22 protein-coding genes, 1 tRNA gene and 2 pseudogenes are annotated in these 25,570 nt (G+C 60.2%); 8 read left to right on the forward strand and 17 right to left on the reverse strand.

What is annotated here, in order from left to right; genetic code table 11:
- Nucleotides 1–2: 2 nt before the first annotated feature.
- Nucleotides 3–1,109 (forward strand): annotated as a pseudogene (locus R4P70_RS11870) (MFS transporter); the annotation flags it as partial.
- 57 nt (nt 1,110–1,166) lie between these two features.
- On the opposite strand, the gene R4P70_RS11875 reads toward R4P70_RS11870, so the two are convergent.
- From R4P70_RS11875 to R4P70_RS11895, 5 genes are all read right to left on the reverse strand, one after another.
- A complete protein-coding gene (locus R4P70_RS11875; RefSeq protein ID WP_317830857.1) occupies nt 1,167–2,417 on the reverse strand; it encodes an amidohydrolase in 1,251 nt (416 codons plus the stop codon).
- A 99-nt stretch (nt 2,418–2,516) separates the two neighbouring features.
- Nucleotides 2,517–2,939: a hypothetical protein gene (locus R4P70_RS11880; RefSeq protein WP_029537826.1), complete on the reverse strand. Its 423-nt coding sequence runs from the start codon at nt 2,937–2,939 to the stop codon at nt 2,517–2,519.
- A gap of 164 nt (nt 2,940–3,103) precedes the next feature.
- Nucleotides 3,104–4,498 carry an FAD-binding oxidoreductase gene (locus R4P70_RS11885; protein WP_317830858.1) on the reverse strand — a complete coding sequence of 465 codons (1,395 nt, stop codon included), beginning with the start codon at nt 4,496–4,498 and terminating at the stop codon, nt 3,104–3,106.
- Between the two features lie 122 nt (nt 4,499–4,620).
- On the reverse strand, nt 4,621–5,169 hold the full coding sequence (locus tag R4P70_RS11890) for a hypothetical protein (RefSeq protein ID WP_030535912.1): 549 nt from the start codon (nt 5,167–5,169) through the stop codon (nt 4,621–4,623).
- 15 nt (nt 5,170–5,184) lie between these two features.
- The gene (locus R4P70_RS11895) at nt 5,185–5,577 is read right to left on the reverse strand and encodes a hypothetical protein (RefSeq protein ID WP_020968699.1); all 393 of its coding nucleotides are present in this window, start codon (nt 5,575–5,577) and stop codon (nt 5,185–5,187) included.
- A gap of 187 nt (nt 5,578–5,764) precedes the next feature.
- Here R4P70_RS11895 and R4P70_RS11900 point away from each other — a divergent pair, with 187 nt between their 5' ends.
- From R4P70_RS11900 to R4P70_RS11915, 4 genes are all read left to right on the forward strand, one after another.
- On the forward strand, nt 5,765–7,462 hold the full coding sequence (locus R4P70_RS11900; RefSeq protein ID WP_020906521.1) for a 3-ketosteroid-delta-1-dehydrogenase: 1,698 nt from the start codon (nt 5,765–5,767) through the stop codon (nt 7,460–7,462).
- A 698-nt stretch (nt 7,463–8,160) separates the two neighbouring features.
- Nucleotides 8,161–8,973 (forward strand): peptidoglycan DD-metalloendopeptidase family protein, encoded by an 813-nt coding sequence (locus R4P70_RS11905; RefSeq protein ID WP_317830859.1) that lies wholly within the window; start codon nt 8,161–8,163, stop codon nt 8,971–8,973.
- A gap of 243 nt (nt 8,974–9,216) precedes the next feature.
- Entirely contained in the window at nt 9,217–9,978 is a 762-nt protein-coding gene (locus R4P70_RS11910) for a pentapeptide repeat-containing protein (RefSeq protein WP_021333876.1), read from the forward strand.
- A 13-nt stretch (nt 9,979–9,991) separates the two neighbouring features.
- Nucleotides 9,992–10,408, forward strand: coding sequence for a hypothetical protein (locus tag R4P70_RS11915; protein WP_030535916.1), 417 nt, complete (start codon nt 9,992–9,994; stop codon nt 10,406–10,408).
- 77 nt (nt 10,409–10,485) lie between these two features.
- Here the strand turns inward: R4P70_RS11915 and R4P70_RS11920 are convergent, their stop codons facing one another.
- The 4 genes from R4P70_RS11920 to R4P70_RS11935 all read right to left on the reverse strand — a co-directional run bounded on the left by R4P70_RS11920 (nt 10,486) and on the right by R4P70_RS11935 (nt 14,023).
- Entirely contained in the window at nt 10,486–10,827 is a 342-nt protein-coding gene (locus R4P70_RS11920; protein WP_019747502.1) for a hypothetical protein, read from the reverse strand.
- Complete coding sequence (locus R4P70_RS11925; protein ID WP_070385366.1) at nt 10,824–11,975, reverse strand: alkane 1-monooxygenase; 1,152 nt, start codon at nt 11,973–11,975, stop codon at nt 10,824–10,826. Before R4P70_RS11925 ends, R4P70_RS11920 begins: the two co-directional genes overlap by 4 nt.
- Nucleotides 11,976–12,070: 95 nt before the next feature.
- The gene (locus R4P70_RS11930) at nt 12,071–12,724 is read right to left on the reverse strand and encodes a class F sortase (RefSeq protein WP_019747500.1); all 654 of its coding nucleotides are present in this window, start codon (nt 12,722–12,724) and stop codon (nt 12,071–12,073) included.
- On the reverse strand, nt 12,725–14,023 hold the full coding sequence (locus tag R4P70_RS11935) for an ice-binding family protein (protein WP_029537823.1): 1,299 nt from the start codon (nt 14,021–14,023) through the stop codon (nt 12,725–12,727). It lies immediately after the preceding gene.
- A gap of 224 nt (nt 14,024–14,247) precedes the next feature.
- Here R4P70_RS11935 and R4P70_RS11940 point away from each other — a divergent pair, with 224 nt between their 5' ends.
- A complete protein-coding gene (locus R4P70_RS11940; RefSeq protein ID WP_019747499.1) occupies nt 14,248–14,964 on the forward strand; it encodes a TetR/AcrR family transcriptional regulator in 717 nt (238 codons plus the stop codon).
- Between the two features lie 361 nt (nt 14,965–15,325).
- Here the strand turns inward: R4P70_RS11940 and R4P70_RS11945 are convergent, their stop codons facing one another.
- The 4 genes from R4P70_RS11945 to R4P70_RS11960 form a co-directional block, all read right to left on the reverse strand.
- A complete protein-coding gene (locus R4P70_RS11945) occupies nt 15,326–15,469 on the reverse strand; it encodes a hypothetical protein (RefSeq protein WP_019747498.1) in 144 nt (47 codons plus the stop codon).
- Nucleotides 15,470–15,527: 58 nt separating this feature from the next.
- Nucleotides 15,528–15,989, reverse strand: a complete 462-nt coding sequence (locus tag R4P70_RS11950) for an Hsp20/alpha crystallin family protein (RefSeq protein ID WP_029537818.1) — start codon at nt 15,987–15,989, stop codon at nt 15,528–15,530.
- Between the two features lie 279 nt (nt 15,990–16,268).
- Nucleotides 16,269–17,546, reverse strand: a complete 1,278-nt coding sequence (locus R4P70_RS11955; protein ID WP_019747496.1) for a wax ester/triacylglycerol synthase domain-containing protein — start codon at nt 17,544–17,546, stop codon at nt 16,269–16,271.
- A 46-nt stretch (nt 17,547–17,592) separates the two neighbouring features.
- Nucleotides 17,593–19,257, reverse strand: coding sequence for a hypothetical protein (locus R4P70_RS11960; protein ID WP_317830860.1), 1,665 nt, complete (start codon nt 19,255–19,257; stop codon nt 17,593–17,595).
- A gap of 182 nt (nt 19,258–19,439) precedes the next feature.
- On the opposite strand from R4P70_RS11960, the pseudogene R4P70_RS11965 reads away from it, so the two are divergent.
- Nucleotides 19,440–20,058 (forward strand): annotated as a pseudogene (locus tag R4P70_RS11965) (DUF1109 domain-containing protein).
- Nucleotides 20,059–20,286: 228 nt separating this feature from the next.
- Nucleotides 20,287–20,778 (forward strand): FBP domain-containing protein, encoded by a 492-nt coding sequence (locus R4P70_RS11970; protein ID WP_019747493.1) that lies wholly within the window; start codon nt 20,287–20,289, stop codon nt 20,776–20,778.
- Between the two features lie 142 nt (nt 20,779–20,920).
- Here the strand turns inward: R4P70_RS11970 and R4P70_RS11975 are convergent, their stop codons facing one another.
- The 4 genes from R4P70_RS11975 to R4P70_RS11990 all read right to left on the reverse strand — a co-directional run bounded on the left by R4P70_RS11975 (nt 20,921) and on the right by R4P70_RS11990 (nt 25,292).
- Nucleotides 20,921–21,661 (reverse strand): ABC transporter permease, encoded by a 741-nt coding sequence (locus R4P70_RS11975; RefSeq protein ID WP_317830862.1) that lies wholly within the window; start codon nt 21,659–21,661, stop codon nt 20,921–20,923.
- Nucleotides 21,658–22,593 (reverse strand): ABC transporter ATP-binding protein, encoded by a 936-nt coding sequence (locus R4P70_RS11980; RefSeq protein WP_317830863.1) that lies wholly within the window; start codon nt 22,591–22,593, stop codon nt 21,658–21,660. The genes R4P70_RS11975 and R4P70_RS11980 overlap by 4 nt, the downstream gene beginning before the upstream one ends.
- A complete protein-coding gene (locus R4P70_RS11985) occupies nt 22,590–22,952 on the reverse strand; it encodes a GntR family transcriptional regulator (protein ID WP_019747490.1) in 363 nt (120 codons plus the stop codon). The genes R4P70_RS11980 and R4P70_RS11985 overlap by 4 nt, the downstream gene beginning before the upstream one ends.
- Before the next feature lie 2,266 nt (nt 22,953–25,218).
- Nucleotides 25,219–25,292, reverse strand: a tRNA-Gly gene (locus R4P70_RS11990).
- Between the last annotated feature and the right edge of the window lie 278 nt (nt 25,293–25,570).

Raw genomic sequence — 25,570 nt, forward strand, 5'->3', positions numbered from 1 at the left:
AAATGCCTCGTGGACTTCGCCTGTTGCTCGCGGTGCTCTGCGGGGTCTCGGTAGCCAATATCTACTACGCACAGCCGCTCCTCGGGCAAATCGGTTCAGATCTTTCAATTGCTCCGGCCGGCCTCGGCTTCGTCGTGGCACTCGCCCAACTCGGTTACGTGGTGGGGTTGATCGTGTTGGTGCCACTGAGCGATCTCGTGAATCGCAAGAAATTGATCGCAATCCAGATCGTCTCTGCTGCAACAGGAACGATGCTTGTTGCTGTGGCCGCCACGAATCTGCAACTGCTGATCGGGATGGCCGTCGCAGGCACCTTCTCGGTCGTCGTTCAAGTCGTAGTCGCCTACGCTGCGGCAATCAGCGACCCAGATGAGCGCGGCGCAAACATCGGTGTGATCACCAGCGGCGTTGTTGTCGGCATCATCCTCGCTCGAACTGTCGCCGGCGCAGTTGCGGATCTGGCAGGCTGGCGGGCGGTCTACGCCGGATCCACCTTGATTTCGGTCCTCATCGCGGCTGTCGCGTTGACGATGCTGCCGAAAGACCTTCGTTCGCACTCGGATCGGGGTTCGTATGCGCGTGCCATGGGATCGGTCGTGACATTGACTCTTACGAACCGACTATTTCGCACGAGGGCTCTGATCACCCTGTTCCTGTTCGCGTCCTTCGGTGCGCTCTGGAGCGGTATGGCATTACCACTGAGCGAGGAGCCATGGCGATTGTCGACCACACAGATCGGGCTCTTCGGAATCGCCGGATTGGTCGGAGCATTGGGCGCGATCGGTGCCGGACGTTGGGCCGATCAAGGCAAAGCCCAACGCGTCACCGGGGCGTCGTTGGTCGTTCTCTTGCTGTCGTGGGTTTTCAACGCGCAGGCGACGCACTCGCTGGTGTTAGTCGTAGTCGGTGTTGTTGCGTTGGACTTCGCCGTGCAGGCTGTTCATGTCTCGAGCCAGAACCTGATCGTCGCGGATGAACCGGAATCGGCCGGGCGGACCATCGGTAGTTACATGGTGTTCTATTCGTTGGGCAGCGCGGCTGGGGCGGTTTCCACCACTATGGTTTTCGACGCGGCAGGGTGGGGCGCTGCAAGTATTCTCGGCGGCGCCTACGCGTTTGCAGCCTTGATCGTGTGGACGGTCGATCGATTGCGGACCCGCAACACCCTAGGGAGTTGGGAGCCACGTCCTGGCCGCGACGACCAAGGCGTTCACACCGATGGTCAGGGTCGGCTCGATCACGGGAGCGTAGTGCGGGGAGTGGTTCGACGGCACGGTTCGCAAAGCCGGATCGGTCATGTCACCTGTCGTGAACAGTGAAGGGTCGGTACCGCCCAACAACCAGTACGACAGTGGCGCACCGGCACTGGTCGCGAGAATGCCGACGTCTTCACTACCTGCTCCTGCGCCGGGATCGAGAATCTTGTTCGTCCCCAACCATTCGGCAAACGCATCAAGTGTCTTGTCCAGCGCCGCCGGGTCATTGACGACGATCGGAAAGTGCTCCGTCTCGGTGATGGTCGGTGGGGTGGGAGCGCCGGCGGTGGCCGCTTCGCCCTGGACGATGCGGTCGACGCTATCCAGGATGCGCTGACGCACAACTGCGTCGTAGCTGCGGATGTTGAGTTGCAGTTCTGCTTCGCCGGGAATGACGTTGGCGGCATCTCCAGCATGGATGGAGCCGACGGTGAGGACAGCTGTTGCAGTACTCGGGACCTCGCGTGAGATGACAGTTTGCAAACGCAACACGGTTTCGGCCGCCATGACCACGGGATCGACCGAGTTCTCCGGCATAGATCCGTGGGCGCCCTTTCCGGCCAGTCTCACACGAAGTGAGTCCGATCCCGCATACGAGGGGCCGGCGTGCCCGGCGATCGTGCCTGCCGGTAGCGGCGATACGTGTTGGCCGAGAACGATGTCGGGCTTCGGGAATCGCTCGAACAGTCCGTCGTCGACCATGGCTTGCGCACCCGCGCCAAGTTCCTCAGCCGGTTGGAATACGAGGACAAGAGTGCCGGACCAGGTCGTCGTGTCCTGCGAGAGGATCCGGGCTGCACCGAGTAAGCAGGTCGTATGCAGGTCATGTCCGCACGCGTGGCTGACCGAGACGGTCTTCCCCTGATCGTCGGTCGTTGTCACGGTGCTGGCGTAGTCCAATCCGGTTTCTTCCCGAACCGGGAGGGCGTCCATGTCCGCACGCAGCAGCGCTGTGGGGCCCGCTCCGTTCTTCAGGACTCCGACGACTCCGGTTGTCCCGACGCCGGTAGTCGTGTCGAATCCCAGTGCTGTCAAATGTCCTTCCACCAGACTGGACGTTCGATGCTCGTGAAATCCAAGTTCCGGGTTGCCGTGGAGGTCTTTGTACAGGTCGATCAAATCCAGATCCACTGCGATCGTTTCGTGCACTGACGAGGTCATGAGAGTCCTCTCGGTAGCGTCTTTTCAGGCTAACCGGGATGACGGGTCGGTAAACAGGACCCTTAGGCCCCACCGCGTCCGCGATGCGGAGTTCTGGTGCTACGGCACGTAGAACGATGCGACACCTGGGGTGATGATGGATCCGGCCACAGACGTCACGGCGACAGCGACTTGACCGGTCCCGGTCTGCACGATCGCCCCTGCCGGGACTCCGTTCAGACCGTCCGAGAGACGAGCGGAGCCGGAGACCCCGGTCGAAAGGTTCAGCCAGCGCACTTCGGACGAGAGCAGGCATCCCCAGCGGTCTTCCTTGCCCCCAGTGATCGTCACTGTGCCGGGTAGTTCGCCGACTACAGCTACGCAGCGGACCGCCGGCGCGTCGAAGCTGCCGTTCGGGTTGCCGTACGGCGCAGGGTTGATCTGGAATGGAATGGTCACCGCAGCGGATGCGAGCGCTACCGACGTCAGAGCCGACGTGATCACGACGGATGTGCAGACGCTCAGTCGGCGAACGAGATTCATCACGGAGGCCTCCAGCCATATCCAGGCGATTTGCTTATTCCCCGACATAACGTCTTGGTCGTAACTTCCCTTCTTACACCGCCGCATTGAAGACGACAGCCTCACCATATCCGGTTGCACAGGAGAATTCAGGTACTCGTCGCTATTCGATACCTGTAGCGGCCTCAGATGCCGTCCGTCGAACCGCTCGAGGGGATCAGAACGCGCGGATTCAAGATGTTGTTGGGGTCGACAGCGTTCTTGATGGTCCTGTTCAGTTTGCTGACGACGGGATCGAGCGAGTTCGACAAGCGATCTCGTTTATCTTGTCCTACACCATATTCTGTTGCTGCGAATCCGCCCAGAGTGCTCACGAGTTGATAGATTTCTTGTCGCGCCGCGGAGGCGGATTCAGCGGCGGCCACGTCTCCGATGGGGTAGTTGAGGACTGGGTGCGTGAGCTCGTCGGCTGCGTGGGTGTAGCTGACGATGGTGGTGCTGTAGCGCTTCGCGATGTCGGCTATACCGTCGGTGAGCTCGGGGAGTCTGTCGATGGGTACCGCGACGTCGTCGCCGATGACCACCCCTTTCTGCTCGAAGGCTTCGTAAACGGCATAGCGGGGGCGGATGAACAGTTCGCCTTCGTGAGGGTCGTCGGTAGCGTATGTAGCTGTGGCTCGATGCTTTTCGCAGAGAGTGCTCATCAATTTCATCTCTGTCTCTGCGCCGTTACCGGCGTCGGATCGCCCGATCAGGAGTGCTCCGGCATCGGTGTCCAGTTCCATGTTGAGGAATTCTTCCGCCACCTTGATGGCTGCGTTGTCGAGGATTTCGAGTTCTGAAGGGCGTATTGAACTTGTGATATCTCGGGCAGCGGCAACTGCGTCGGCCATGAGTGGAAAGAAGGCCACCAATGTGTGGGGAGTCGGAGGCTGAGGGATGAGTCGCAGCGACAGTTCGGTTATCACACCGAGCGTTCCTTCACTGCCGACGAATAGCTTGGTCAATGCAAGCCCTGGGGTGTCTTTGATCCGTTTTCCGCCCAGTTCGGCGACGGATCCATCAGGCAGCACAACCGTCATACCCAGGATGTAATCACTGGTGACGCCGTATTTTATGCAGCACGGTCCGCCTGCGTTGGTGGCGGCATTACCGCCGATGGAACAGATTTCATAAGACGACGGGTCTGGTGGATAGTACAAACCTTCGCGTGCGGCAACAGCCTTGACGTCATTGGTGATTGCCCCTGGTTCGACGATCGCGGTTCGTGACGAGACGTCCACTCGAATAGATTTCATTCGCTCGAGGCTGAGGGTGATAGCGCCGTCGACGGCGGTGGATCCGCCGACGACGCTCGTGCCGGCGCCCCGTGGAATGACCGGGACATTGTGACTGTTGGCGAAGCGCAAGGTCTCCTGGACATCTGCCGTCGTCGAAGCACGTACGACGGCGATCGGAGTGCCGGCTGCGGGATCGAAACTCCAGTCCTGCCGATAGGACTGGAGTAGATCTGGATCTGTGATCATCGCACCCGGCGACAATCGTCGGGCGAGCGTGTTCAAAGCGTCGACATTGACCATGATCTGGCTTCAGCCTTCCGATCCGAGATGTGAAACTCATTGTGTCCAGGGCATGTCCGTGGACCTAAGAGTTGAAAGTTAGTATCTCGAGTGCGGTTGAGATCCACCGAATGTGGCGTACGTCATATGTTGCTGAGGTCGGTCAGTACCTGATCGAAGGCACCGGTACGTCCAGGTGTCACTACCTTCTGAAACAGAGTCAGGACACACTCGTCAAGGGTGTCCGTTGCTGTGAGGGTTCTTCTGGTGACGATACTTCTACCGGACCATCGCCCACGTTCCATGTGAGCCAATGCGATTCCGTCACGCCGGGCTGTTGCCTTTCGGCCCGATGAATGAACGAAGAGGTATCTTCTGCCCGCGATATCGACTTCGCACAGCTTGTTCTTGCGGCGCATGGCCTTGGGTCTCTGGTCGATCAGAGTCCCGATCGTTCCGTCGGACAATCGAAGTGATGCAGGTCGGCCCTTGCGGAATGTGAGCCTTGGTCGATCCTGCTCGGCTGTTGACGATTTTCTCTTCCGCCCGCCGGAAACGCTCTCCAATTCGTCGTCGGGTGCGGGAATCAGTTCGCCTTGGACGCTCCCCGACGGATCGAATATCGATACGGCCGAACCACCTTCGGCAAGGTTCACGAACCAGCCGGTCTCTGTAGGGGTGTTCCATTTCATGTAGATGATTATTCTTCATCGGTGCCGAGGAACGTCAGCAGATAGTCCGAGACGAGGATCGCAGTTGTCGGGAAAGACCTCGACGGACTCGAGCACCAAATCGCGCAGTGCATCGATCACTTCGCCTCGTGACGGAGCTTCTTCGCTGAATTCGTTGACAATCGCTTCGACGGCCAGACGATGAAGAGCCTGGTGCTGGTCGACGACGTGGCGTAGGCGGGGAAGCATGCCGCGTACGGTGTCAGGCTCGAGTGAGTGGGCGATAAATCCGACGGCTCGCCCGTCGAGGTTGCAGGTCAGGCTGTAGTAGTCGTCGTCCAATCGCTCACCGTCGGACAAGATGTAGTGCCCGCGGACAAGGGTGCCGAGCGCTTCGTCAGTGATGCCGAAGCCGGAGTCTGTCGTCACGAGAGCAGCCTAAAGGTTGACGAGGGCAAGGCGTAGTTCTGCTGAGACGGCCACAACGTCCGAACCGTGGCAGGAGCTGTTTTTCGCCAATCCACTCGCAATGTCCCGCTGACTGGGCATCCGGAACCTTCTGCGCCGCGACTGCCTTAGCGTTCTACGTCGATAACCACGTGAAGGGATTTGTTCAATGGCTAAGAATCAGGCACCCCCCGCGACACAAGCCAAGGACATCGTTGTCGATCTACTGGTGATCGGGTCCGGTACCGGCATGGCTGCCGCCCTCACCGCGAACGAACTCGGCTTGTCCACGCTGATCGTGGAGAAGACGCAGTACGTCGGCGGTTCGACGGCGCGGTCCGGTGGTGCGTTCTGGATGCCTGCCAACCCGATCTTGGCGAAAGCCGGTGCGGGCGACACCGTTGAGCGAGCGAAGACATACGTGCGTTCGGTGGTCGGTGATACTGCCCCTGCCCAACGAGGAGAAGCATTCGTCGACAACGGTGCGGCCACTGTCGACATGCTCTACCGCACGACGCCCATGAAGTTCTTCTGGGCCAAGGAATACTCCGATTACCACCCCGAACTGCCGGGCGGTAGCGCCGCCGGACGTACCTGCGAGTGCCTGCCGTTCGACGCGTCGGTACTGGGAGCGGAACGCGGTCGCCTGCGCCCCGGTTTGATGGAAGCCGGACTGCCGATGCCGGTGACGGGTGCGGATTACAAGTGGATGAATCTGATGGTGAAGAAGCCGAGCAAGGCTTTTCCCCGCATCATCCGCCGCCTGGCGCAAGGCGTTTACGGCAAGTACGTCCTCAAGCGTGAATACATCGCGGGCGGTCAGGCGCTCGCCGCCGGACTGTTCGCCGGTGTGGTCCAGGCCGGTATCCCGGTGTGGACGGAAACGTCGTTGGTTCGGCTCATCACCGAAGACGGCCGCGTAACGGGTGCAGTTGTGGTGCAAGACGGACGTGAAGTGACGGTGACCGCTCGGCGCGGTGTCGTCCTGGCAGCCGGCGGGTTCGACCACAACATGGAGTGGCGCCACAAGTACCAGTCGGAGAGCCTCGGTGAGCATGAGAGCCTGGGCGCAGAGGGCAACACCGGCGAAGCGATCGAGGCAGCACAAGAGCTCGGTGCAGGTATCGGATCGATGGATCAGTCCTGGTGGTTCCCCGCGGTGGCAAGCATCAAGGGCCGCCCGCCGATGGTGATGCTCGCAGAGCGTGCGCTGCCCGGCTCTTTCATCGTCGACCAGACCGGTCGTCGATTCGTGAACGAGGCGACGGACTACATGTCGTTCGGCCAGCGCGTGCTCGAACGGGAAAAGGCTGGCGATCCGGCCGAGTCGATGTGGTTTGTTTTCGACCAGGAGTACCGCAACAGCTACGTGTTCGCAGGCGGTATCTTCCCCCGTCAGCCCCTTCCGCAGGCGTTCTTCGAGTCCGGCATCGCGCACCAGGCGAGCAGTCCGGCCGAACTCGCCCGCAAGGTCGGTCTCCCCGAGGATGCGTTTGCCGAGTCCTTCCAGAAGTTCAACGAGGCCGCTGCTGCAGGTAGCGATGCGGAGTTCGGTCGCGGCGGCAGCGCATACGATCGGTACTACGGCGACCCGACAGTGTCTCCGAACCCGAATCTGCGCCAGCTCGACAAGAGCGCCCTCTATGCGGTGAAGATGACGCTCAGCGACCTGGGCACCTGCGGCGGTGTGCAGGCGGACGAGCATGCACGCGTGCTTCGTGAGGACGGCAGCGTCATCGACGGCCTGTACGCGATCGGCAATACTGCGGCCAACGCATTCGGTCACACCTACCCAGGCGCCGGCGCGACGATCGGCCAGGGGCTGGTTTACGGATACATCGCGGCCCATCACGCAGCAGAGAAGTAGCTCAAACCGTAGATGCACTAGCTAGTAGATCGACCTGACGGGAGATCAGCGCGCGTTTCCGATGCCGGAACGTGCACTGGTCTCCCGTTCGGCGTGTAGCAGCAATGCCAGCTGTATGTCCCATCTCGGTAACGCTGACGTGCCGGGTGACCGAGGCGCGGTATCGTCTCCAGAAGTGATGTGAGGCACTGATTTTTTCACCAGATGCCGTGGAATGAAGTGGCGCCTGATATCGACCGGTCGGGTCGAAAGCGCAAAAACAGGTACGTACCCAGGTAATTCAACCGTGGCGTGGAGCGTCGTGAAGCGACAGCGTATGAGGTGATTCCTCATCCGCAACGCAAGGATCTCCATGTTCCACCCCATTTCCGACCAACCGGGTAGACACCCACCCTGTCGATCTTCGAACAAAATGCCCTCAGTTCGGTCCGGCATTCGTAGTCCTCGATCAACGATCGATTCAGGCACTGCCTCGAAGTAGAACCCGTATCTCCTGTGCTGTCACCAGGAGATACAGACCTGCGGGTCTATGCGCGCGATCGCGTTCGAGAGTGGTCACCGTACTTCTCTCCATGGCGCAATCCGAAAATTTCACTCCAACGGAGTCTCGGTGCGATGCACCGCGTAGCTCAGCACGTACTGAGTGCTGTCTGGCGGTAGAGCCTGCGCCGGCTCCGAGCACATCAGTCAAGGAAAATATGAGTAAGCACAGAAAACACAAGCCTTCCAGCACAAAACGATTCATCGCCGTAACTGCAGGACTGGGCGCCCTTGTGGGGGCCGGAGCAGTTGTCAATGCAGGTACCGCCGGTGCGCAGGGCTGGTCGGCGAGTTGCAGTTGGGAGTGGCCGGTAAGCGGATCACTTTCGCAGGGGTACCACGCGGGACATGACGGAGTCGACTTCGCTGTCAACGTCGGCACCGCGCTTCACGCGCCGACATCGGGCACGATTTCTGTTGCCGGACCCAATGATCCGGGTGGATACGGAACGTACATCCAGTTGGAAGCGGACAGTGGCGAGCAGATTCAGATGGGCCACCTCTCCGAAACCTGGGTCGGTGTGGGGCAGCACGTCGAGGTAGGCGACCAGATCGGGGCAACGGGTAACACCGGTAGCTCCACCGGTCCACATCTGCACCTCCGCATTCACACTGGTGGCGCCGTCGATCCCATGTCCTTCCTGAGTTCGATCGGGGCGTGCGATACCGGGTCGAGTATCGTGCCCGCACCCGCACCCGCACCCGTGCCGGCACCGGAAGTAGCACCCGAATCCGCACCGGAATCGGCGCCAGTTCCCGTTGTCTACTCTGAGGCAGCCGAATCTGCACCGGTAGAGAGCATTCCGGAGTCGAAGGCTCCAGCGTCTGGCGAAGAGGTAGTCGTTGCGGCCGGTGATACATTGTTCGGCCTCGCTGCAGAACGAGGTCTCACCTGGCAGCAGCTGTGGGACATCAATCCACAGATCGCCGATCCCGACCAGATCTTTGTGGGCGACGTAGTCAATCTGTGAGAGTGGATAATTCGATACTGATCCTGGGGTGAGTCAAAGATTCGTATACGACCGGTTCCAGTACCCGAGTTAACTCCGAGTTCCAGTTGGTGCGTGTGAGCGCTGCAGCCGGGCCGTGTATTTCACGGTCCGGCTGTTTGCGCGCTCCGAGAAGTGATTCCTACCGAAGTGCTGATGCGTGGCGGTTCGCTTCTTGGGCAGCCACGGCCAATCGCGGGGGATCTTGCCGATACTATTGAGCCCGTGAACCGGTCCGCGATCACCTCCCTACGTCGACGTTGGTCAGATGAGGGCGTCGACAATTTACGGGCGCAGCTGCTCGATCAGTCGCGGATCGTCAAGCCGCCCCACACTCTCGTCTCCCCATGGGCGGAGACCGATGACGGGCTGATCGACGTGCGTGGCCTGACAGCGGGTAGCGGTGGATTGGACATCCGGTATCTCACGTTGGAACGGATTGATCTGAGTTTCGCTCGGGGTGCGATCTCCGTCTTCGAATCCGAACTATTCGACTGCCGTTTCGATTTCGTTGCACTGACCGGACAACCCCGTTTCAATCGCCGATTCGAACGGTGCAGTTTCCGGGGTGCCACGCTCTCGCGTCTGGCGCTCGGACCGAGGGTGGTCGATTGCGATTTCACTGGAGCCAAAGCACGCGGGCTCCGCTCCGTGCCCAATACTGTGTTCGAACGATGTGCATTCGACGACACAGACCTGCCTGGTGCGCAGTTCGCCGATACCTCTTTCGTGGAGTGCACTTTCGGCGGCGCACGATTCTCGGCGGCCACGAGTTTTGTGCGGTGTTCCTTCACCCGGACCGCTGTCGAGTTCTCCGAGGCGCGAGTGTCGCGAACAACATGTGACGGCACCGCGATTCCGGATCAATGGGCAGGTGAGGCTGATTCAGCAGTCGCACTGGAGCGGTATGCCGGTCGATATGCCCGAGCACTCGGCGTGGGGGACACAGAGGGTATGGCCCTCGATCCTGAAATGGATGATTCGTAAAGGGGGCAGATCGATGACTCGCGGGGTCACGTTCAGAACAGTATTCGGTGGACCGTCGGTGCCGCTCGACTTCATTGAGGAGTTGACTCGGCTCAGACACCGGCTGAGGGGCATCGCGATGCAGTACGACTTCGATCTGTTTGTTGTCGTTGGTGGCGACATCACCGTGGTGACCGATCCGACCGGGATCCGGCTTCCACGTGTGTTTCTGGGCAGGCGTACCGCTACGGCGCAGGTTCAGATGAACACTGACGACGTGATGGGGGTGTCCGATCCCCGCACATTTCTGTACACGACGATCCATGCGGCACTGACGGAACTGATCGCGCGTGTCTCAGACCGCGACAACGTCTTCGATGCGGACGGGGAGCGGGCGAAGATCGAGTTCTTGATCCTCGATGACAGTGGCGAGTGCGAATCAAAGCTGTGAAGGCAATGACAAATGCTGCGCTCCCAAATTCGTCAGGCTGTTGTCACTTTCTGGCATCAAACACTGCGGTGACCACTTCACAGAAAATCGCCGGGTGCCGGTAATGGACGAACCTCACTATGAGTTCTGCGGTGCGCGGTAGCGGTGACAAGTAGGTAGCGTTCAGCTGCGGCGTAGTCGGTGATCCGTGTGCCGTCGGGCCCGGAGGTCTGGGTGATCAGATCGAGGTATCGGCGGCGATAGAGGTATGCGTCGGGCTGGGTCAAAAGGTACTCCGCGGCGGCGACGACGTCCGGGCTCGGTGCAGCTCGCATGAGTCGGGTATGCGCCGGCTGGTACTCGGTTCTGGTGTGCTGGGCCGGTCCGATGGCTGTGTAGCGCCCGTCGTTGCGATCGTCATTTCGGGCAGTGCTATTCATATGATGGCCTTGGTGTGAATGAGCTCGACGTTGCCGTTGTAGTAGCCGAGGACACGGTGATCCATGATCCGCCGCCACAGTGGTGGTACGGCAGCGCAGACGATCATCACCGCGTATCCGGCAGGGAGTTGCGGAGCGGTTGGAGCGCTGCGCAGAGATTGGTAGCGCAGACGCGGATTCGCGTGATGGTCACTGTGTCGTTGTAATTGGTACAGGAACAAATTGGACACGAGATGATCACTGTTCCAACTGTCTTCGGGCCGGGCTTTGACAAAGCTGCCGTCTTGTCTTCGCACACGGAGCAATCCGTAGTGTTCGAGGTAGTTTGCGGCCTCGAGGAACGTGATCCCGGCCAAGGTTTGCAGGAGCAGCCAGGGCAGTATCTGCCACCCGAATAGGGTGATCAACGTCCCGAACAGTGCGGCGCTCAGCGACCATGCCTGCACGATGTTGTTTCGAGGCGACAGTGCGGGTGAACCCTGTCGGCGCAGGCGTGCTGATTCGATCCGCCAGCCCGATTTCAGACCTCCGAATACGCTGCGGGGCAAGAATATCCAGAACGATTCCCCGAAACGAGCACTGGCGGGATCACGCGGTGTCGCAACGTTGACGTGGTGCCCGTAATTGTGCTCGATGTAGAAGTGCCCGTAGAACGATTGAGCGAGCACAATTTTTGCCAACCGCCGCTCGAGGCGGCTGCTCTTGTGGCCTAGTTCGTGTGCGGCATTGATACCGACTCCCGCAACGACGCCGACGGTCATCGCCAGTGCGATCTTCTCTCCGGTTGCCATCGGGGCGTACACCCAACACCATGCGGCGAAGACGAGGCCAGCGTATTGAAGTGGCACGAACAGGTAGGTACACCATCGGTAGTAGCGGTCGTCCTGCAATGCCGCGATCACGTTGTCGGGTGGGCTGCGGCCGTCTGCGCCGACTGCGACGTCGACGATCGGGATGACGAGAATCAGGATCCAGGCACCGGTCGCCCAGAACAGGCCGAGGTGCAAATATTCGACCAGCAGCCAGGACAGGAAGGGACTCAGCGGGATCAGCAATCCCAACGGCCACCAGTAACGCTTCCGATCCCGCCATGCAGGAGCGTCGACACCTGCTTCGGCGCTCGCTCGAATGTCGTCGGTGTCTGTCATCGAAACTTCTCGAGCACGGGAAAGTGGAATACGGTCATTGCTCTCCAACGGTTCGTGCGGACTTTCGAAGTGGTGTGCTGCGGCGTCTCAGGCGGTTAGGCCAGGTCGGCGAATGCGATGATGTTGTCGTTGTAACTGCGTGCGGTTTCGTCGAAGGATCCACCGCACGTGATGATCCGGAGTCCAGGGTGGTCGATGTCGCCATATACGACCTCGGTGGGAAAGTCCTCTTTGGGGAAGTGTTCGACACTGGTAGCGGTGAACACTGCGCGACTTCCGTCTTCGCGGGTGACGATGATGTCGGCTCCTGTTTCGAGATTCCGCAGATCGAAGAAGACCCCGTCGGTGCCTTGCCAGTCGACGTGGCCGGCGATGATTGCCGGTCCGACCTCACCGGGGGCGGGAGCGCCGGTGTACCACCCTGCGTCCTTCCCATCCGGTGGGACCTCGAGTGCTCCATCGGTATCGAGTCCGAGATCGATGATGTCGGTATCGACGCCGATGGACGGGATTTCGAGTCGAGCGGGGCGGTGGTCAGCAGTTACCGGTGCCCTTTCGGGCAGTGCAGAGTCAGTGGCGCGCGGCGCGGATGTGGTGTCTTGTCGAAGCGACGAGTGTGGTTGTGAATTTCCGCTGTCGGATTGTCCACCGGCGCATCCGACCACCGTTACGAGTACTGAAACAGTGAGGGCGAGAGCCGTGATGGCTCGGCGAGATCGCGGAGCCATCACGGAGTTCTTGTCTTTCATCTATCGACTTGTCCGACGGATGACGAGGGCCGATATAGCCACGACGCCGAAGGTGGCGACCAGCAAGGCTGTCCACGCTCCACCCGACTGGCCGGAACGTTGGGATTGTGTGCTTCCGTCACCGGTGTCGACCGACCCTCGTGGTACCTGCTGCACCTGAGGGGCTCGAACATTCGGGGATTCCGGGACTGTCGGTTGAGTGGTCGGGGCACCCGTTCGAGAAGCTGACGTCGTCGGCACCTGAGACGGGACGGTTACCGTCCCGGGCACGGTGGGAGGTATTACCGGCAGTGTTGGGAGACCGGGAATCTCGGGTATGGACGGAATGTTTCGGCTGGTCGTGATGATCGGCGGTACGCCCGCAGTGGTTGTAGTCGTGCCGTTCGGCCCTGGTGTGGTGGTCGTCGCTTCCACCGGTGTACCAGTCGTGGTTGTAGTCACCTCCGGCGGGACGACCGTCGTGGTTGTAGTCACCACCGGCGGGACCACAGTCGTGGTGGTAGTTATCGCGGTGTCAGGCGGGACGGTCGTCGTCGTAGTGGTCGGGGTCGTAGTCGTGACAGGAGGCGCACAGGTCGGGATCGTAACGGTGTTCGTATCCAGAGTGACTGCGCCATTGATCGCCAACAGTCGACCCTCGACGGTTGCCTCGGTTGTGGCAGTAATGTCTGTCAGCGCCAAGAGGTTTCCTCGGAAGACGGAGTTGGTGCCGAGGGTGGCGGAACTTCCAACCTGCCAGAAAACATTGCATGCCTGCGTTCCGTTGATCAGTGCGACGGTGCTCGAAGACGATGTGATCAGCGTTGATCCCGCTTGGAAGACGAAGACTGCATCGGGGTCACCTTGCGCGTCGAGGGTGACGGTTCCCGACAGCGCGATCGACGAACCGGAGTTGTAGACACCCGAAACCAGTGTCCGACCGGTCAAGTCGGCTCCGGTCGGTTGTGTGGGTCCCTGACCGGCGAGAGTGTTGTACGCAGTCAACACATCGGGCTTCGCTCCCTGCGATACCGCGTCGCCGCCATGGTTGGTGCCGGTAATCGTCAGATCCGATACACCGGTGATGGTAGGCGTCGGATATGTGCCGATGTCGCCGCCGAGCGTCGTCGGCCCAGTGTTGGTGATTCCTGCTCCGGCAAGGACTGCAAAGGGCTCAGCGGTACCGAGTCCGACGGCAGTCGCTTCGGCGCCCGCAGTGCCGGCCGGCAGGACGAGAATGCCGACTGAGAATACGGAAATCGTTGCAATGCCGGAAAATTGAAAGAACCGCGAGCGTCGTGTTGCGGTGGGTGCTGTCATGTTCTGTTCATCTTCGATCCTTTGAAGAAGGGACTCATGCGACGAAAGTGAGTCCGTACGTTCCGCGCCGGCTTCGGCGCCAGGGACGTATCGATGAGCGCCCAATGAATCCGGACATTCCGGCTATACGATGTGTGTATACGTTGTATAGGTAGGGCGTCCCCGAACAGTAAACCAGCCGTGCGGTTCTGTCAATGCGTAGGCATACGATGTATGTTCTGTGAATGACCGGACACTCGCGAGATCGCAATGATGGTTTGGTTCCAGTCGCGGACCGCGAGGAACCTCTCACCAGGGCGCTCGTGCTTTCGACGGCATTGGCGATCATCGACGAGGAAGGCGCCGAAGGCCTTTCCATGCGGCGGCTGGGGAAAGCGCTCGATAGAAATCCGATGACCCTCTACAGATATGCGGCAAACAAGGCGGCGCTGTTGGACGGGGTCGTAGAGACCGTGCTCGAACAACTGGCCGTCGATCCGTCCGATCGCGACTGGAGAGGGCAACTGCACGCGGTTGCCTACGGGTATCGCCGACTCGCACTCGAGCACCCTAACGTGGTTCCTTTGCTGGTCACTCGGCCGTTGTCGACGCCGCTCGGATTGCGTCCCCCGGGAACGCTGCGCTACCTCGAGGCGATACTCGAACTGCTGATACGCGCCGGTTTCACCTCTGAAGACGCATTGCACATCTACCGGGCGGTGTTCGGTTTCCTCAATGGGCACATTCTCAACGAGCTTCAGGAAATAGTCGAAAATCCGGAGGAGACCGACGATCTCCTGCGACTCGGCCTGCATCGGCTTCCGCTTGCCGAGTTCCCCAGACTGCGATCGATGGCTACGATCATGGCTCACTACGACGGGCAGGACGAACTCGAGCGCGGTCTGGCAATTCTTCTGGAGGGCCTGGCGACAGCTTCCCCGCCCTCGAGTGCAGAAGGCTGACCACTTTCAGGTTGGGCATCGAGATGAGACGACCTCGACGGCCACACAATTCAGGGGACCGACGAGGCCGGTAAACATCAGTGGGGTCACTGATCGTATACATTTTAACCGTACGTGTCACGGGTGGCCGGTGTCGGCGCGCTTCGTCCTTGTTGTGTGAGTGTTTTGTCCCGCTCCGCCCATTTCGGGCGATTCTTCATCTAGCTGAGGTTGGTGAATCTTCGGCTTGCGTCGTGGAACGATCCTCAGGCTTCGCCCGGGCTTGACGACTGAATACGGCCTTCCGTCCGCCCGAATAGACGGACGGAAGACCTCAATTCAGTTGCGGGTGAACGCACTCGGCGATCGCGGTCGGGTCTTGTCAGGGTTGAAATTCGTCGTTGGATGAATTCTCCGGCGAGCCGGCCGCGAGTATGCGCGTCCACCACCTTTGTCGCTGCGGATCTTCGTTCCAGACGACCGGTTCAGCCAGAGCTGCGGCGGGGGCCATGATTGGCGCGGGCATAGTGGACCTCCTGGATGAAAGGTTCTTGTACAGTCGATTTCGTGCCAAGCCGTTCAGGTCAGGCTTCGATCTGTCCCTGAGTTTCTGCCTCGGAGTTGGCAGTGCTGGACGGCGGCCCCGACGCGATTTCGATCCGCCGCGGTTTCGCCTTCTCTGCGATCGGCAAGCTCACGGTCAACACGCCGTTGTCGTACGAGGCGACGATCCGCTCGGAGTCGATGTCCTCACTGATGGACAGCTGCCTTCTATACGTTCCCGTGAAACGCTCACTGGCCAGCCACGTCACTCCATCTTCGGAGAGAGCACTGCGGTGCGCGGTCAAGGTCAAGGTCGAGCCATCTACCTGTACGTCCACCGATCCCGGGTCGACGCCGGGAAGATCGGCGTGAAGGACGTAGTGATCATCGATCTTGTAGAGGTCCATCGGCATGAAACGTGGACTTCGGTTGCTGCCGGTTCCGGTAGCAAGCAAGGACTTGGTGATCGCGTCAATGTCGGTGAAGGGATCGAAACGAAGCACAGCAACACACCTCCCGTATCGTCTAAGAAAGGCCACCGTCACCTCGACGGCGACCGAACTCACTGTGCGAGAACATGATAACCAACCGATCTGGCACTCTGCAACCTTGAGTGCCAGATTCTTCGACTGAACTTCGGCTAGATTTTCGGGAGCATCTGGGGGCGTGACTGTTCGGTGATCACGCGATCACTCGAGTCCTGCTGGATCAGGACACCCGGGTTGAGAAATCCGCAGATGCCTCGGTTCGATCCGACTCGAACGAGTGTGATGAAGTACCAGTCAGCTTGTGGTGCTGGCTATTTCGTTGAGAGCTCGTTCTACGGCTTGCGCGATCTTGCTTGCCGGAGGGAGATGCTCGGCATCGGTCTGGATTCCGATCCAGAATTTGTCGTTGTAGGACGCTGCTGTGAAGCCGATTCGAACATTGCCCGCCAACGGGCCGAGCGGCCAGAGTTGGACGAGCGCTGCCCCGTCGAGCGTGAGCGGACCGCGTGGTCCGTGAACATTGGACACCACTGCACCGATCATGTGCTGTCGCTTCGCGAATTTGTCGAAGATGCCGGCTACACGCGGCGACCGAAATGTTGTTCCTGCCGCACGTGCGGACGGTTTTGCGGCCGCAGTTTGCTTCGCGACGATTGCGACGGCACGTTCCAGGTCTGTTTCTTGAAGTGGGAGGTCGATGATCATGAATCCGACGGCGTTGCGTGCGTCTCCGATCGCTGTGACTGCGACGGGGACCGATACGGCGATCGTTTTCGGAATGGACTCGCCACGATCTTCGAGGATGAATCGCAGTCCGGTGCCCGCTGCAACGAGGTAGGCATCGTTCAATGTGCCTCCCACACTTTGCGCACCGCGCACGACCGGAGCGGTCCGGGTGCTGACGGAAGCGATGGATCTAGTGGTGCCGATTGTGCCGAGGAGTACCCGTGATCGGATCGGCCGATGTAGGAACGTCCCGATTCGAAATCGGAGGAGGTCCAGGGAACTGGCCTTCTGGGGGATGTGTGGCTCGGGGGAGTGGCCGGTTTTCGCCGTTGGTGGCGCCCCTGGGTCGGGTTTTTTCGAATCAGGCGAGGCGAACAAGCGCTCGAAAAGGTCGCTGGCACCGGCGCCGTCGAGAACCGCATGATGCACTCGAATGACGATGCCGCACTGACCAGTTCGAGCTACAGGAATCAATGCGATGTGCCACAACGGTCGGGTGGTGTCAAGGGGTTGCATCACAAGTCGACCACAAACCGCTTCGAAGTCGGGTTCGGTGGGACCGCGTTCCTCCAGTGAGACATGGAGGTCGACCTCTATGTTGCTTTCCGTCCACCACCATGACCCATGCCGCACAATCGGTCGTTGCCGCAACAACGGTTCCTGCGCGATCTGCGCGGCGAGTGTTCGGTGAAGATGCGCTAGATCCGGTCGACCGTCGCTGTCGACAAAGCCGCCCGGAGAGAGCAGACCGGCAATAGTGACCAGGTACGGCTGGACATCCACACCGAGCTGGAAGCTCGCAGCGTCGACGGGTGATATCGGCACGTCGGGTGTGGTGTCGACCATCTGCTGAGCCTAATCGAGGCGACACGGTGGACGGCGCTGGTTTCGGCTAGCGGATCACCAAGTCGTGGTCGGTGGCGCTGAGCGTGATCGCGGCAATGGGGTTTCCGCGCATCCAGTCCTGCACGAACGCGTTCAGAGCGGGGTTCGATGCCCGATCCGCGTACGCGTCCGACGGGATCTCGATTGCCCCGACGAGGTGGCGCGGATCGGCATCGAGGCCGGATGCGCGGCGAGTCATCCGTAGTCCGTCGGCGGTGTGCAGGACGACCGGAAGAACCGTGCCATCCGGTGCAGTCACGGTCGCGGTCCGGGTGGTGGCGACCGGGTCGAAATGGTCCACGTCCAGTCGGTATCCGGACGGTTGTGCGTACTGGCCGATCGCGTCCAGCATGCGCGGATCCACCACAGAGTACGGAAACCCGATGTCGATCAGAGTCTGACCGTCGATGGCGCCGTCGCGGGCGGGCAAGGTCGTGGACAAGTGCCAGGGGGCAGCGGGGGACAGGGTATCCGTCGACCGGTCTGTCGGCGCGTTTTCGATCAGTGTGCCGAGGAGGGACGCGCCAGTCGGCGTGAACTCCCAAGCATCCCCGACGAGATCCTTGTGCCAGAAACCGGATTCGGCGCCGCGGCGGCCCTCGACACGCAACTCCCGCCGGTTCGGGCCGGGGCCGAGTGAGTGCACACTGATCGCGGATGTGACTTCACCGGGAATCTTGGGCTGGTGCACCCAGTCCGGTGCCGGAAGTTGGATCGCGGCGGTGCTGCGGTCCAGCGTTTCGGCCACGAGGTTGGGTGCCGACGGCTTGTCCGACTGATCTTCCCAGCTGTAGCGGAAGAAGATCGAGTCCGATCCCGAAGAATCGAAATCAAATGTGCGGGTGTACATGTCGCCGTACTTGTTCATCACGAAAGTGGTTGATCCGGCCGCCGACAGCGAGTCCGCCTGGAATCGCCCGCCGAGCGGGCCGCCGATCTCGTAGCTGTCGTCGTTGGGCAGCCACGGGTCTGCGTAGGTTATTCGGCTGCCGTCCGCGGTCAGCGTGGGGATCATCGTCATCTTGGCGAGTCCGACGAAGTGAATCCGTCCTGCGATGTCGGTGAAAGTTTGATTATCCCAAGGCGACGAGACGCTCAGTGCCCACCCGTTCGGCCGGTCTCCCGGAAGTTGTCGACCTGTGCCGCTCCACAGGGGCGCACCCCACGCGGAAGTCCAGTTCCACACGAGCGGGTCCTGGGAGGCGTTGTCCATCGTGTAAATCCAGCCGTTGTCGTCGACTGCGACGAGTTCGTCGTCGTCCAGTGATATCCCGACCAGTCGTCCACGTAGGCATTCGGGCATCGGTACGAAACGCCATGGCTCGGTCGTTGGTTCGCCGGGCGCCCGCGGACGAGTGAGTAAGTCGTGGTCGACCAGTGTAAAGTCCCAGAATCGATTGAATTGGGTTGTTGGCGTGCGAATCTCGATGGAAGAGGGGGTGGCCGTGCCGTTGAACAACGGAAGGTTTTCCAACCCGACTCGTCCGCCTCCCGAGGGTGCGCCGGGTGGCAGTTGGGCGGTTCCGAATGGTACGCAACTGGCCGGCCCGGTTTCGGTGGGCGTGGCTGCGGAGAGGGGAGTGGACCACAGCAGGCCGGCGGCGAAGAGGATGCCGACGGTCGACAGTCGCGATCGGTACGGGTGCGAAACTCCACTCGCGGTCTCGTTCACCGTCCGATTGTCGCATGATCGGCACGTTGAATCTGCGGATTGTGAGGTTTGTCCATCTGTGTCGGTTGCGGCGAGAGTGCCGATCGCGGCGTTGGTTGTTGTGGGTGGAACGAGAGTGCTTGTACTGCAAAGGTATTCGCCGTGTAGCTGAGTTTGCCATGACCTGCAGATACGGTGGGGTGATGAGAAGGCCGAAGTCGCTGGGTGAATGGTTGGTAGCTGACCCTCCGGAGTCGTCCAAGCCACCGGGGCCGATTCTTTTGGCATTCACCGTTGTTCCGCTTATTGCGTTGGTCTGCCGGCATTACGGGTGGTGGCCTTCGCCATTCGGTGACTTCAGGTGGTTCGATCCTCTCCTCGTCAGCGCTGCGGCTCTGCTCACCTTGATCGTTGTTGGTCTGGTGTGGGCGGTTCGTACGCTCTACGTTCTCGGCCAGGACCGACGGTGGTCGTGGTGGATCCTGCCCTCTCCGGTTGCCGTTATCGCCGCGGTCGCTGCGGTGTTGTTGATGCCGCCGGCAACTTTCCTCGACAAGAGCGGAGAGTTCGAGACCGTCGCGATTGCTCTCCTGGAGCAGCCTGGATCGACTGTGGAAGAGCTCGAGATCGGCCAGTTCGAGATCAGCAGTGCCCATGTCGTACGTCCCGATGAGGTCTACTTCATCGACAACGACAGCATGTTCACCACCACGAGTGGATGGGTGTACTCGCCCAGCGGCGCACCAACGGGGTTCGACGATTTCTCCGCAAAGCACCTCGGACGGACCTTGGTACGAGTTCACGGCGGTCTGGCGTGACTGATTCACCGCGCCATTTCACGCATGAAGTGCGTCGATAAATCGAGTGGCCCGTGTCGAGGACCTGTGGCTACCATCGGGGTGTGGACATCGTGATGCCCCATGGGCGTGAGGGGGTTGTCGGCGTCGTCTTCGCCGGCAGCAGATAGCGCATTTCGGACCCGACAGCACTAGGTGCTGGTCGGGCCATGAGCTGTACCCACCTTCACCGATCCACGATTGGCATACACCCATGATCATTTTGACCGATACATCTACCCGTTCCAGCCTCGTCAACGCGAGCCGTAAGGAGAAGACTGATCTCACGTTGCCGGATGGCTTCGACACCATCGACTTCGACGCTCTCGACTATCTGGGCTGGCGAGATCCCAAAATGGGCCGACGCGCCTACGCGATCGTCCCGACACTCGACGGGGAGATCATCGGAGTCTTGCTCGTTCAAGCGCAAGCCACTCCGCGATCGCGTGCCCAGTGTTCCTGGTGCCGTGACACGCGCCTTCCCAACGAGGTCGTCTTCTACGGCGCCAAGTTGGCCGGGCCCGCTGGTCGACGTGGCAGCACAGTCGGAACACTGATCTGCCGAGACTTCCAGTGCTCGGCCAATGTTCGTAACGACCCCCCGCTCCCGTATGCCGGCTACGATGCCGCCGCTGCGCGCCAGGACCGGAAAGATGAACTGGTGCTGCGTGCTTCGAGTTTTGTCGAGCGAGTGGCTCGGCAGTAGAGGGGACCCCGGGGACGCGATATCCCTGTTGTGAAGTTCGGCCCCTCCCTGGGCTGAGGAAGGGGCCGAACTGCCTGGACGGTGTCGATCCGAGGGGCACTCGGACACGGTGCGACATCTGGCGTCGCACATGATTACTCGGTCAGGGCGTTGCTCGACGTAAAGTGACCCAGGCTCCGGCTATGCAGGCGACGGCCAGGGCCAATGGAAGTAGTGCCATCGGCACCACTCGGGAAGTATCGGCAAACCACGAACCGATCGCCGGCCACCAGCTGGCCCAGGTGATTACGATCGCTGACAGGCCGAGCACACCGAAGAGACCGGTGAGAGAGGCGAGCAGACCGGTGGTCCTCCATCGCTGGTAGATCGCACCTGTCAGCATTGCGATCGAACTGGTCAGCAGCAGCGTCGCGAACAGCGCGAGCAACTGAACGGCTGCGCTGTCGGTGAAATAGCGTGCGATGCCGAACATGCGCATGTGCACACCCCAGCCGTTGGTGGCGGACTCCACCACTGACAGCAGTTGTAGCGCGATTGCGAAGATTGCGGACTGTGCCAACGCCATTATCGTGGTGGCAGTGAAGAACTCGCGGCGAGTCACGCTCAGCCCGAGCGCGAACGGGAACGTCTGGGTCATCGACTGGAGGTAGAACGCCAGCACGAAACCGTAAACGGAGAACATACTGCCGGTGAATCCCTCACCCTCATCGTTCCGGACGATCGCGTAGATGGTGAAGCTGATGAGGAAAGAGATCAAAAGGATGCCTACCGGCCAGGCGATCAGCAACGGCCACGCGACCGTGTGCAGTTGGAGGACGGAACCGATCCTGGACCGAGTGGGCGCCTTCGGGACCGTCCGTGGCGCTGTCGTTGCGATGCTCATGCGGTGATCTCCTTGCGCTGCGTCGAAGTCGCGATGACAAGTTCCTGCAAAGATGCCGGTTCCACTTGGACTCCGGCCTCCCGCAGTCGGATTCGCTCGGTCTCGGTCACATCGGCCTGCAACATGATTCGGCTGTGGGCGCCTAGTGTCTCCCGGCGCAGGACCCTGCCGGACGCGGCAACGGCATCCACCGCATCAATGGGGCCGGATACCGCTACGGCGCGACCTCGCAGTGCGTCCGCGTCCTCGTCGACGACAATCCGGCCGCTGTCTACGACGATCACGTGCTCGAGCAGATTGGCTACCTCGTCGATAAGGTGAGTCGAAAGCACTACAGTGCGAGGATGTTCGGCGTAGTCGGCAAGCAGTCGATCGTAGAACAGTTGGCGTGCAACGGCATCGAGGCCGAGATACGGCTCGTCGAATAGCGTGAGCGGTGCACGGGAGGCAAGTCCGATGATCACTCCCAACGCTGACCGCATGCCGCGCGAGAGCTTCTTCACCTTGCGGCACAGTGGAAGTTGGAAATCGTCGAGCAGTGTCTCGGCGAACGCGTGGTCCCAATTCGGGAGCAGATGGCCGGCGGCGACGAGTACATGCTTGACCTTGAGGTCCTCGGGGTACGTCTGGCTTTCCTTGACGAAGCACACGTTCGCCAAGACGTCGGCATTTTCGAAAGGGGCAGCGCCGAATACCTCGACGTCGCCGCTGGTGTGCAGGTCCTGTCCGGTCAGTATCTGCATGATCGTGGTCTTGCCTGCGCCGTTACGTCCGAGCAGGCCGTAGATTTTGTTCTGGCCGATCTCGAACGAGACGTCCGAGAGCGCATCGACGTCCCCGTAGCTTCTGTTCACTGCTCGCATCGAGGCGACGAGTTCAGTTTCGTCGAAACGCCTGACGTGCGACTTGGTCGTTGTCGTGCTTGAGTTCATCGGTCCGCCTTCCTGTCGTCCAGCATGGATTTGAGTTCGTCGAGGGAAATCTGAAGGCGGTCGGCCTCCATGACCAACGGCTCGATGTATTGGCGCGCGAACGCTTCTCGTCGTCTGAACCTGAGTGCGTCGCGGGCGCCGACGGTGACGAACATTCCGATTCCCCGTTTCTTGTAGAGGAGCCCCTCGCCTACGAGTTGATTGAGGCCCTTGGCTGCCGTCGCCGGATTGATTCGGTGGAACGCCGCCAGTTCGTTGGTTGAGGGCACCTGCCCGTCTTCCGGCAGTGAGCCGTCGATGATCGAGCCTTCGATCTGCTCGGCGATCTGCTGGAACAGTGGTCGTCCGTCGTCGATCACGATGATCGACGCCCGGTGTTCACTGGTTCATTACTCATGTAATGAACCATAGAACGTCGTGGGGCATGTTGGCAATGAGATCGCGGAATCTGGCACCGATGCCTTGGGTCTCCGAGCGCTACCCATCGCGATATTCATCGCAGAGGCTGATGGAACAGCTTGGATGCAGACCAGCTACGACTTCCAGATCCCCGGGGCGCTGCGCACAGGCATTGAGCTTCTGCGGAACCGTGGAACCGCCGATCTAGGTGGTCGACCACGGGACGGGGTTGACCGAAACACCCGTCAGCATCGGCAATTCGCCACCCAACGTGAACAGACGAAACCGCGGCCTCGGCTTCGGGGCGTAACCCGGAGTCGTAGAACAGAAGCCGGACCGCACGCCGCGGTCGGGCTGTTTTTCGTCAACCCAAAGACGGAATCGCATCCACCGCAAGTAGGGACTTAGCGCCTCGTTTTGGTGTTTCTGTACTGATTCGCGATCCCGATACGTACGCTTCCGGCCAGGGAATCGGACACTCGACCAACAGGGGTATCAATGCCGAATGTGACAGTGAAGTTCGGGGGTTCAGACCCGGAAACAGCAGACCTCGCACGCCGGGCACTGCAACCAGTACTCGACAGCATCTACCGCACATACCGCAGGAAACCGCTCCCATTCGTCGAAGCCGCACTGAAACGCGCAGGCCGAGGGAGCTTCTCACAAGCAGGAATTGAGCGATTCGCCAATTACATTTCAAGAGGCGACCGACCGATTCTCACCAAATAGTGCGGCCGCCCGTGATCAGGCCGAAGACCGAAGCGCTTCCACCGGCTACCTGGTCGACGACTTAAAGTGGTCTGTGCCAACTAGGTTCTGTGCCAACTAGGTACAGGTCCATCGTGGTCAACATCGGAGACAGCTCCCGCTCGCGTCCGAGATCGGTAGCTGCCTCACCGTGGCATGGGACCTGTCAAACACAATCTCCCCTTCCTGGACAGGTAGGGGAGATTGTGTTTGTGACCACCGCACGATCCACGCATCTGCTGATATGCAGGTTTCAGGCAGAGCTGAAACTGTCATTCACATGCGGTCGGCCGATCTTCTCTACAAGTCGGGTGCGGTTAGTGGCCCTGCGCCTTCTAATGAGAAGGGGATCGTGGAACCGTTCGCCATCGCCACGATCACGTTGACGATAGCAAAGAGGACGTTATTCATTTCAAATTCACCTCCTCTCTCCGTCTAGAGCCCGGCAGCATTCGCTATTGCATACAGGGCAGAGGCCCTGCTATCGAAATTGGGACTGCAATGTAAGCGGGCGAGCCTGGACCGAATGAGGTGGCTGTCCTGATATATCCGAGGCCATTCGAGGAGTTGTAGTCCACCAACCAAGGTCCACCAGAATCGCCTCCGCCAAAGTTGCCCGGTTTGGGAGTTGCGTGAGAAGCCGTAGCTCCGAACGTCATAACCAGGGAAGGCGCCGCAATGCTTGCGAGGAATAAGGTTTCGACTCTGGACACCTACGGCCCTCTATCGAATTGGGGCCAACCTGCCGGTTTTTTAAGATCTTCGGGAAGGTAGCGCGACGCTAAGGTGACAGTCCTCCAAACTGGGGTATTTCTTCGAGATTTATCCGGCTCTTCCGGATCCGGAGTGTATGAGTCGAACCACGGATGATCCGAGCAGGCACAAGATGTAGGTCGGTGAGGGTTTTTAATGTGCAGACCGATGGTCGTGCATTGGGACTTACGGTTAGGGCTGTCCGATACTGAGGAAGAATACGTACTTGATGCTTTTCGAAGGTGATTTTTGACGGACTTGGGTATTTTCACAGTTGTGATTGTGAGAAGACCTGCATTCTTGCGTGAGTTGTGGTCCCCGGTGTCCGGGTGCGCTACGGCAGATCGGTTTTAAAAACTGATAAGCGCGCGGTGCCCGAGCAGAGACAGTTTCCAACCCCATCGGTTGGTAGTCGCGCTCGAATCACTGATGGACGGCAAACGAACCGAGGTACCGGCGACCATCGGCTTCGAGGTCGACAGCACTCTCCTGACAGTGCGCGCAATGGACACCGATTTAGGCCGGGGCACGACCAGTCGGACGGCATCGATGAACTGCAGAATTCCGAGATCCGGTCCTCTAGCACCCCCATTTGCGTTGGATACACGTTAACTGATCACTGAATGGAGGAGGTTGTGTACCTGCCGTGTACCTGTCACAGGATTTGGGACCCAAACAAGCGAAGTTCGTCTGCCCCAAAAAGGACTCTGAACTGCGGAGAATCTGTGGAGCCGATGACGGGAATCGAACCCGCGTATTCAGCTTGGGAAGCTGATGTTCTACCATTGAACTACATCGGCGTCGCAGCCGACCGGACGTGTTTTCACCGCCGATCAACGTGCTGTCCGAACATTATCAGACGAGCTTTCAAGCAGCGGTGTCCCCGGCCGTCATTGATCAACACAGGCGTGTGGAAGTCGGCGCCATCGGTAAATGATTTGCCCACAAGTTCTGCGCGGGAAAGCCTTTCGGCATGGAGAACTTGAGACAGGTGGGGCTGGGCTCTGCCGTGGGAGTCCAGAACCCGCGCATCGTGTTCGGTAACCACGGTGTGATCGCACCCATCGATGGGTCGGCA

Source organism: Rhodococcus sp. IEGM 1241, assembly GCF_033142365.1.
Lineage (GTDB): Bacteria > Actinomycetota > Actinomycetes > Mycobacteriales > Mycobacteriaceae > Rhodococcus_F > Rhodococcus_F erythropolis.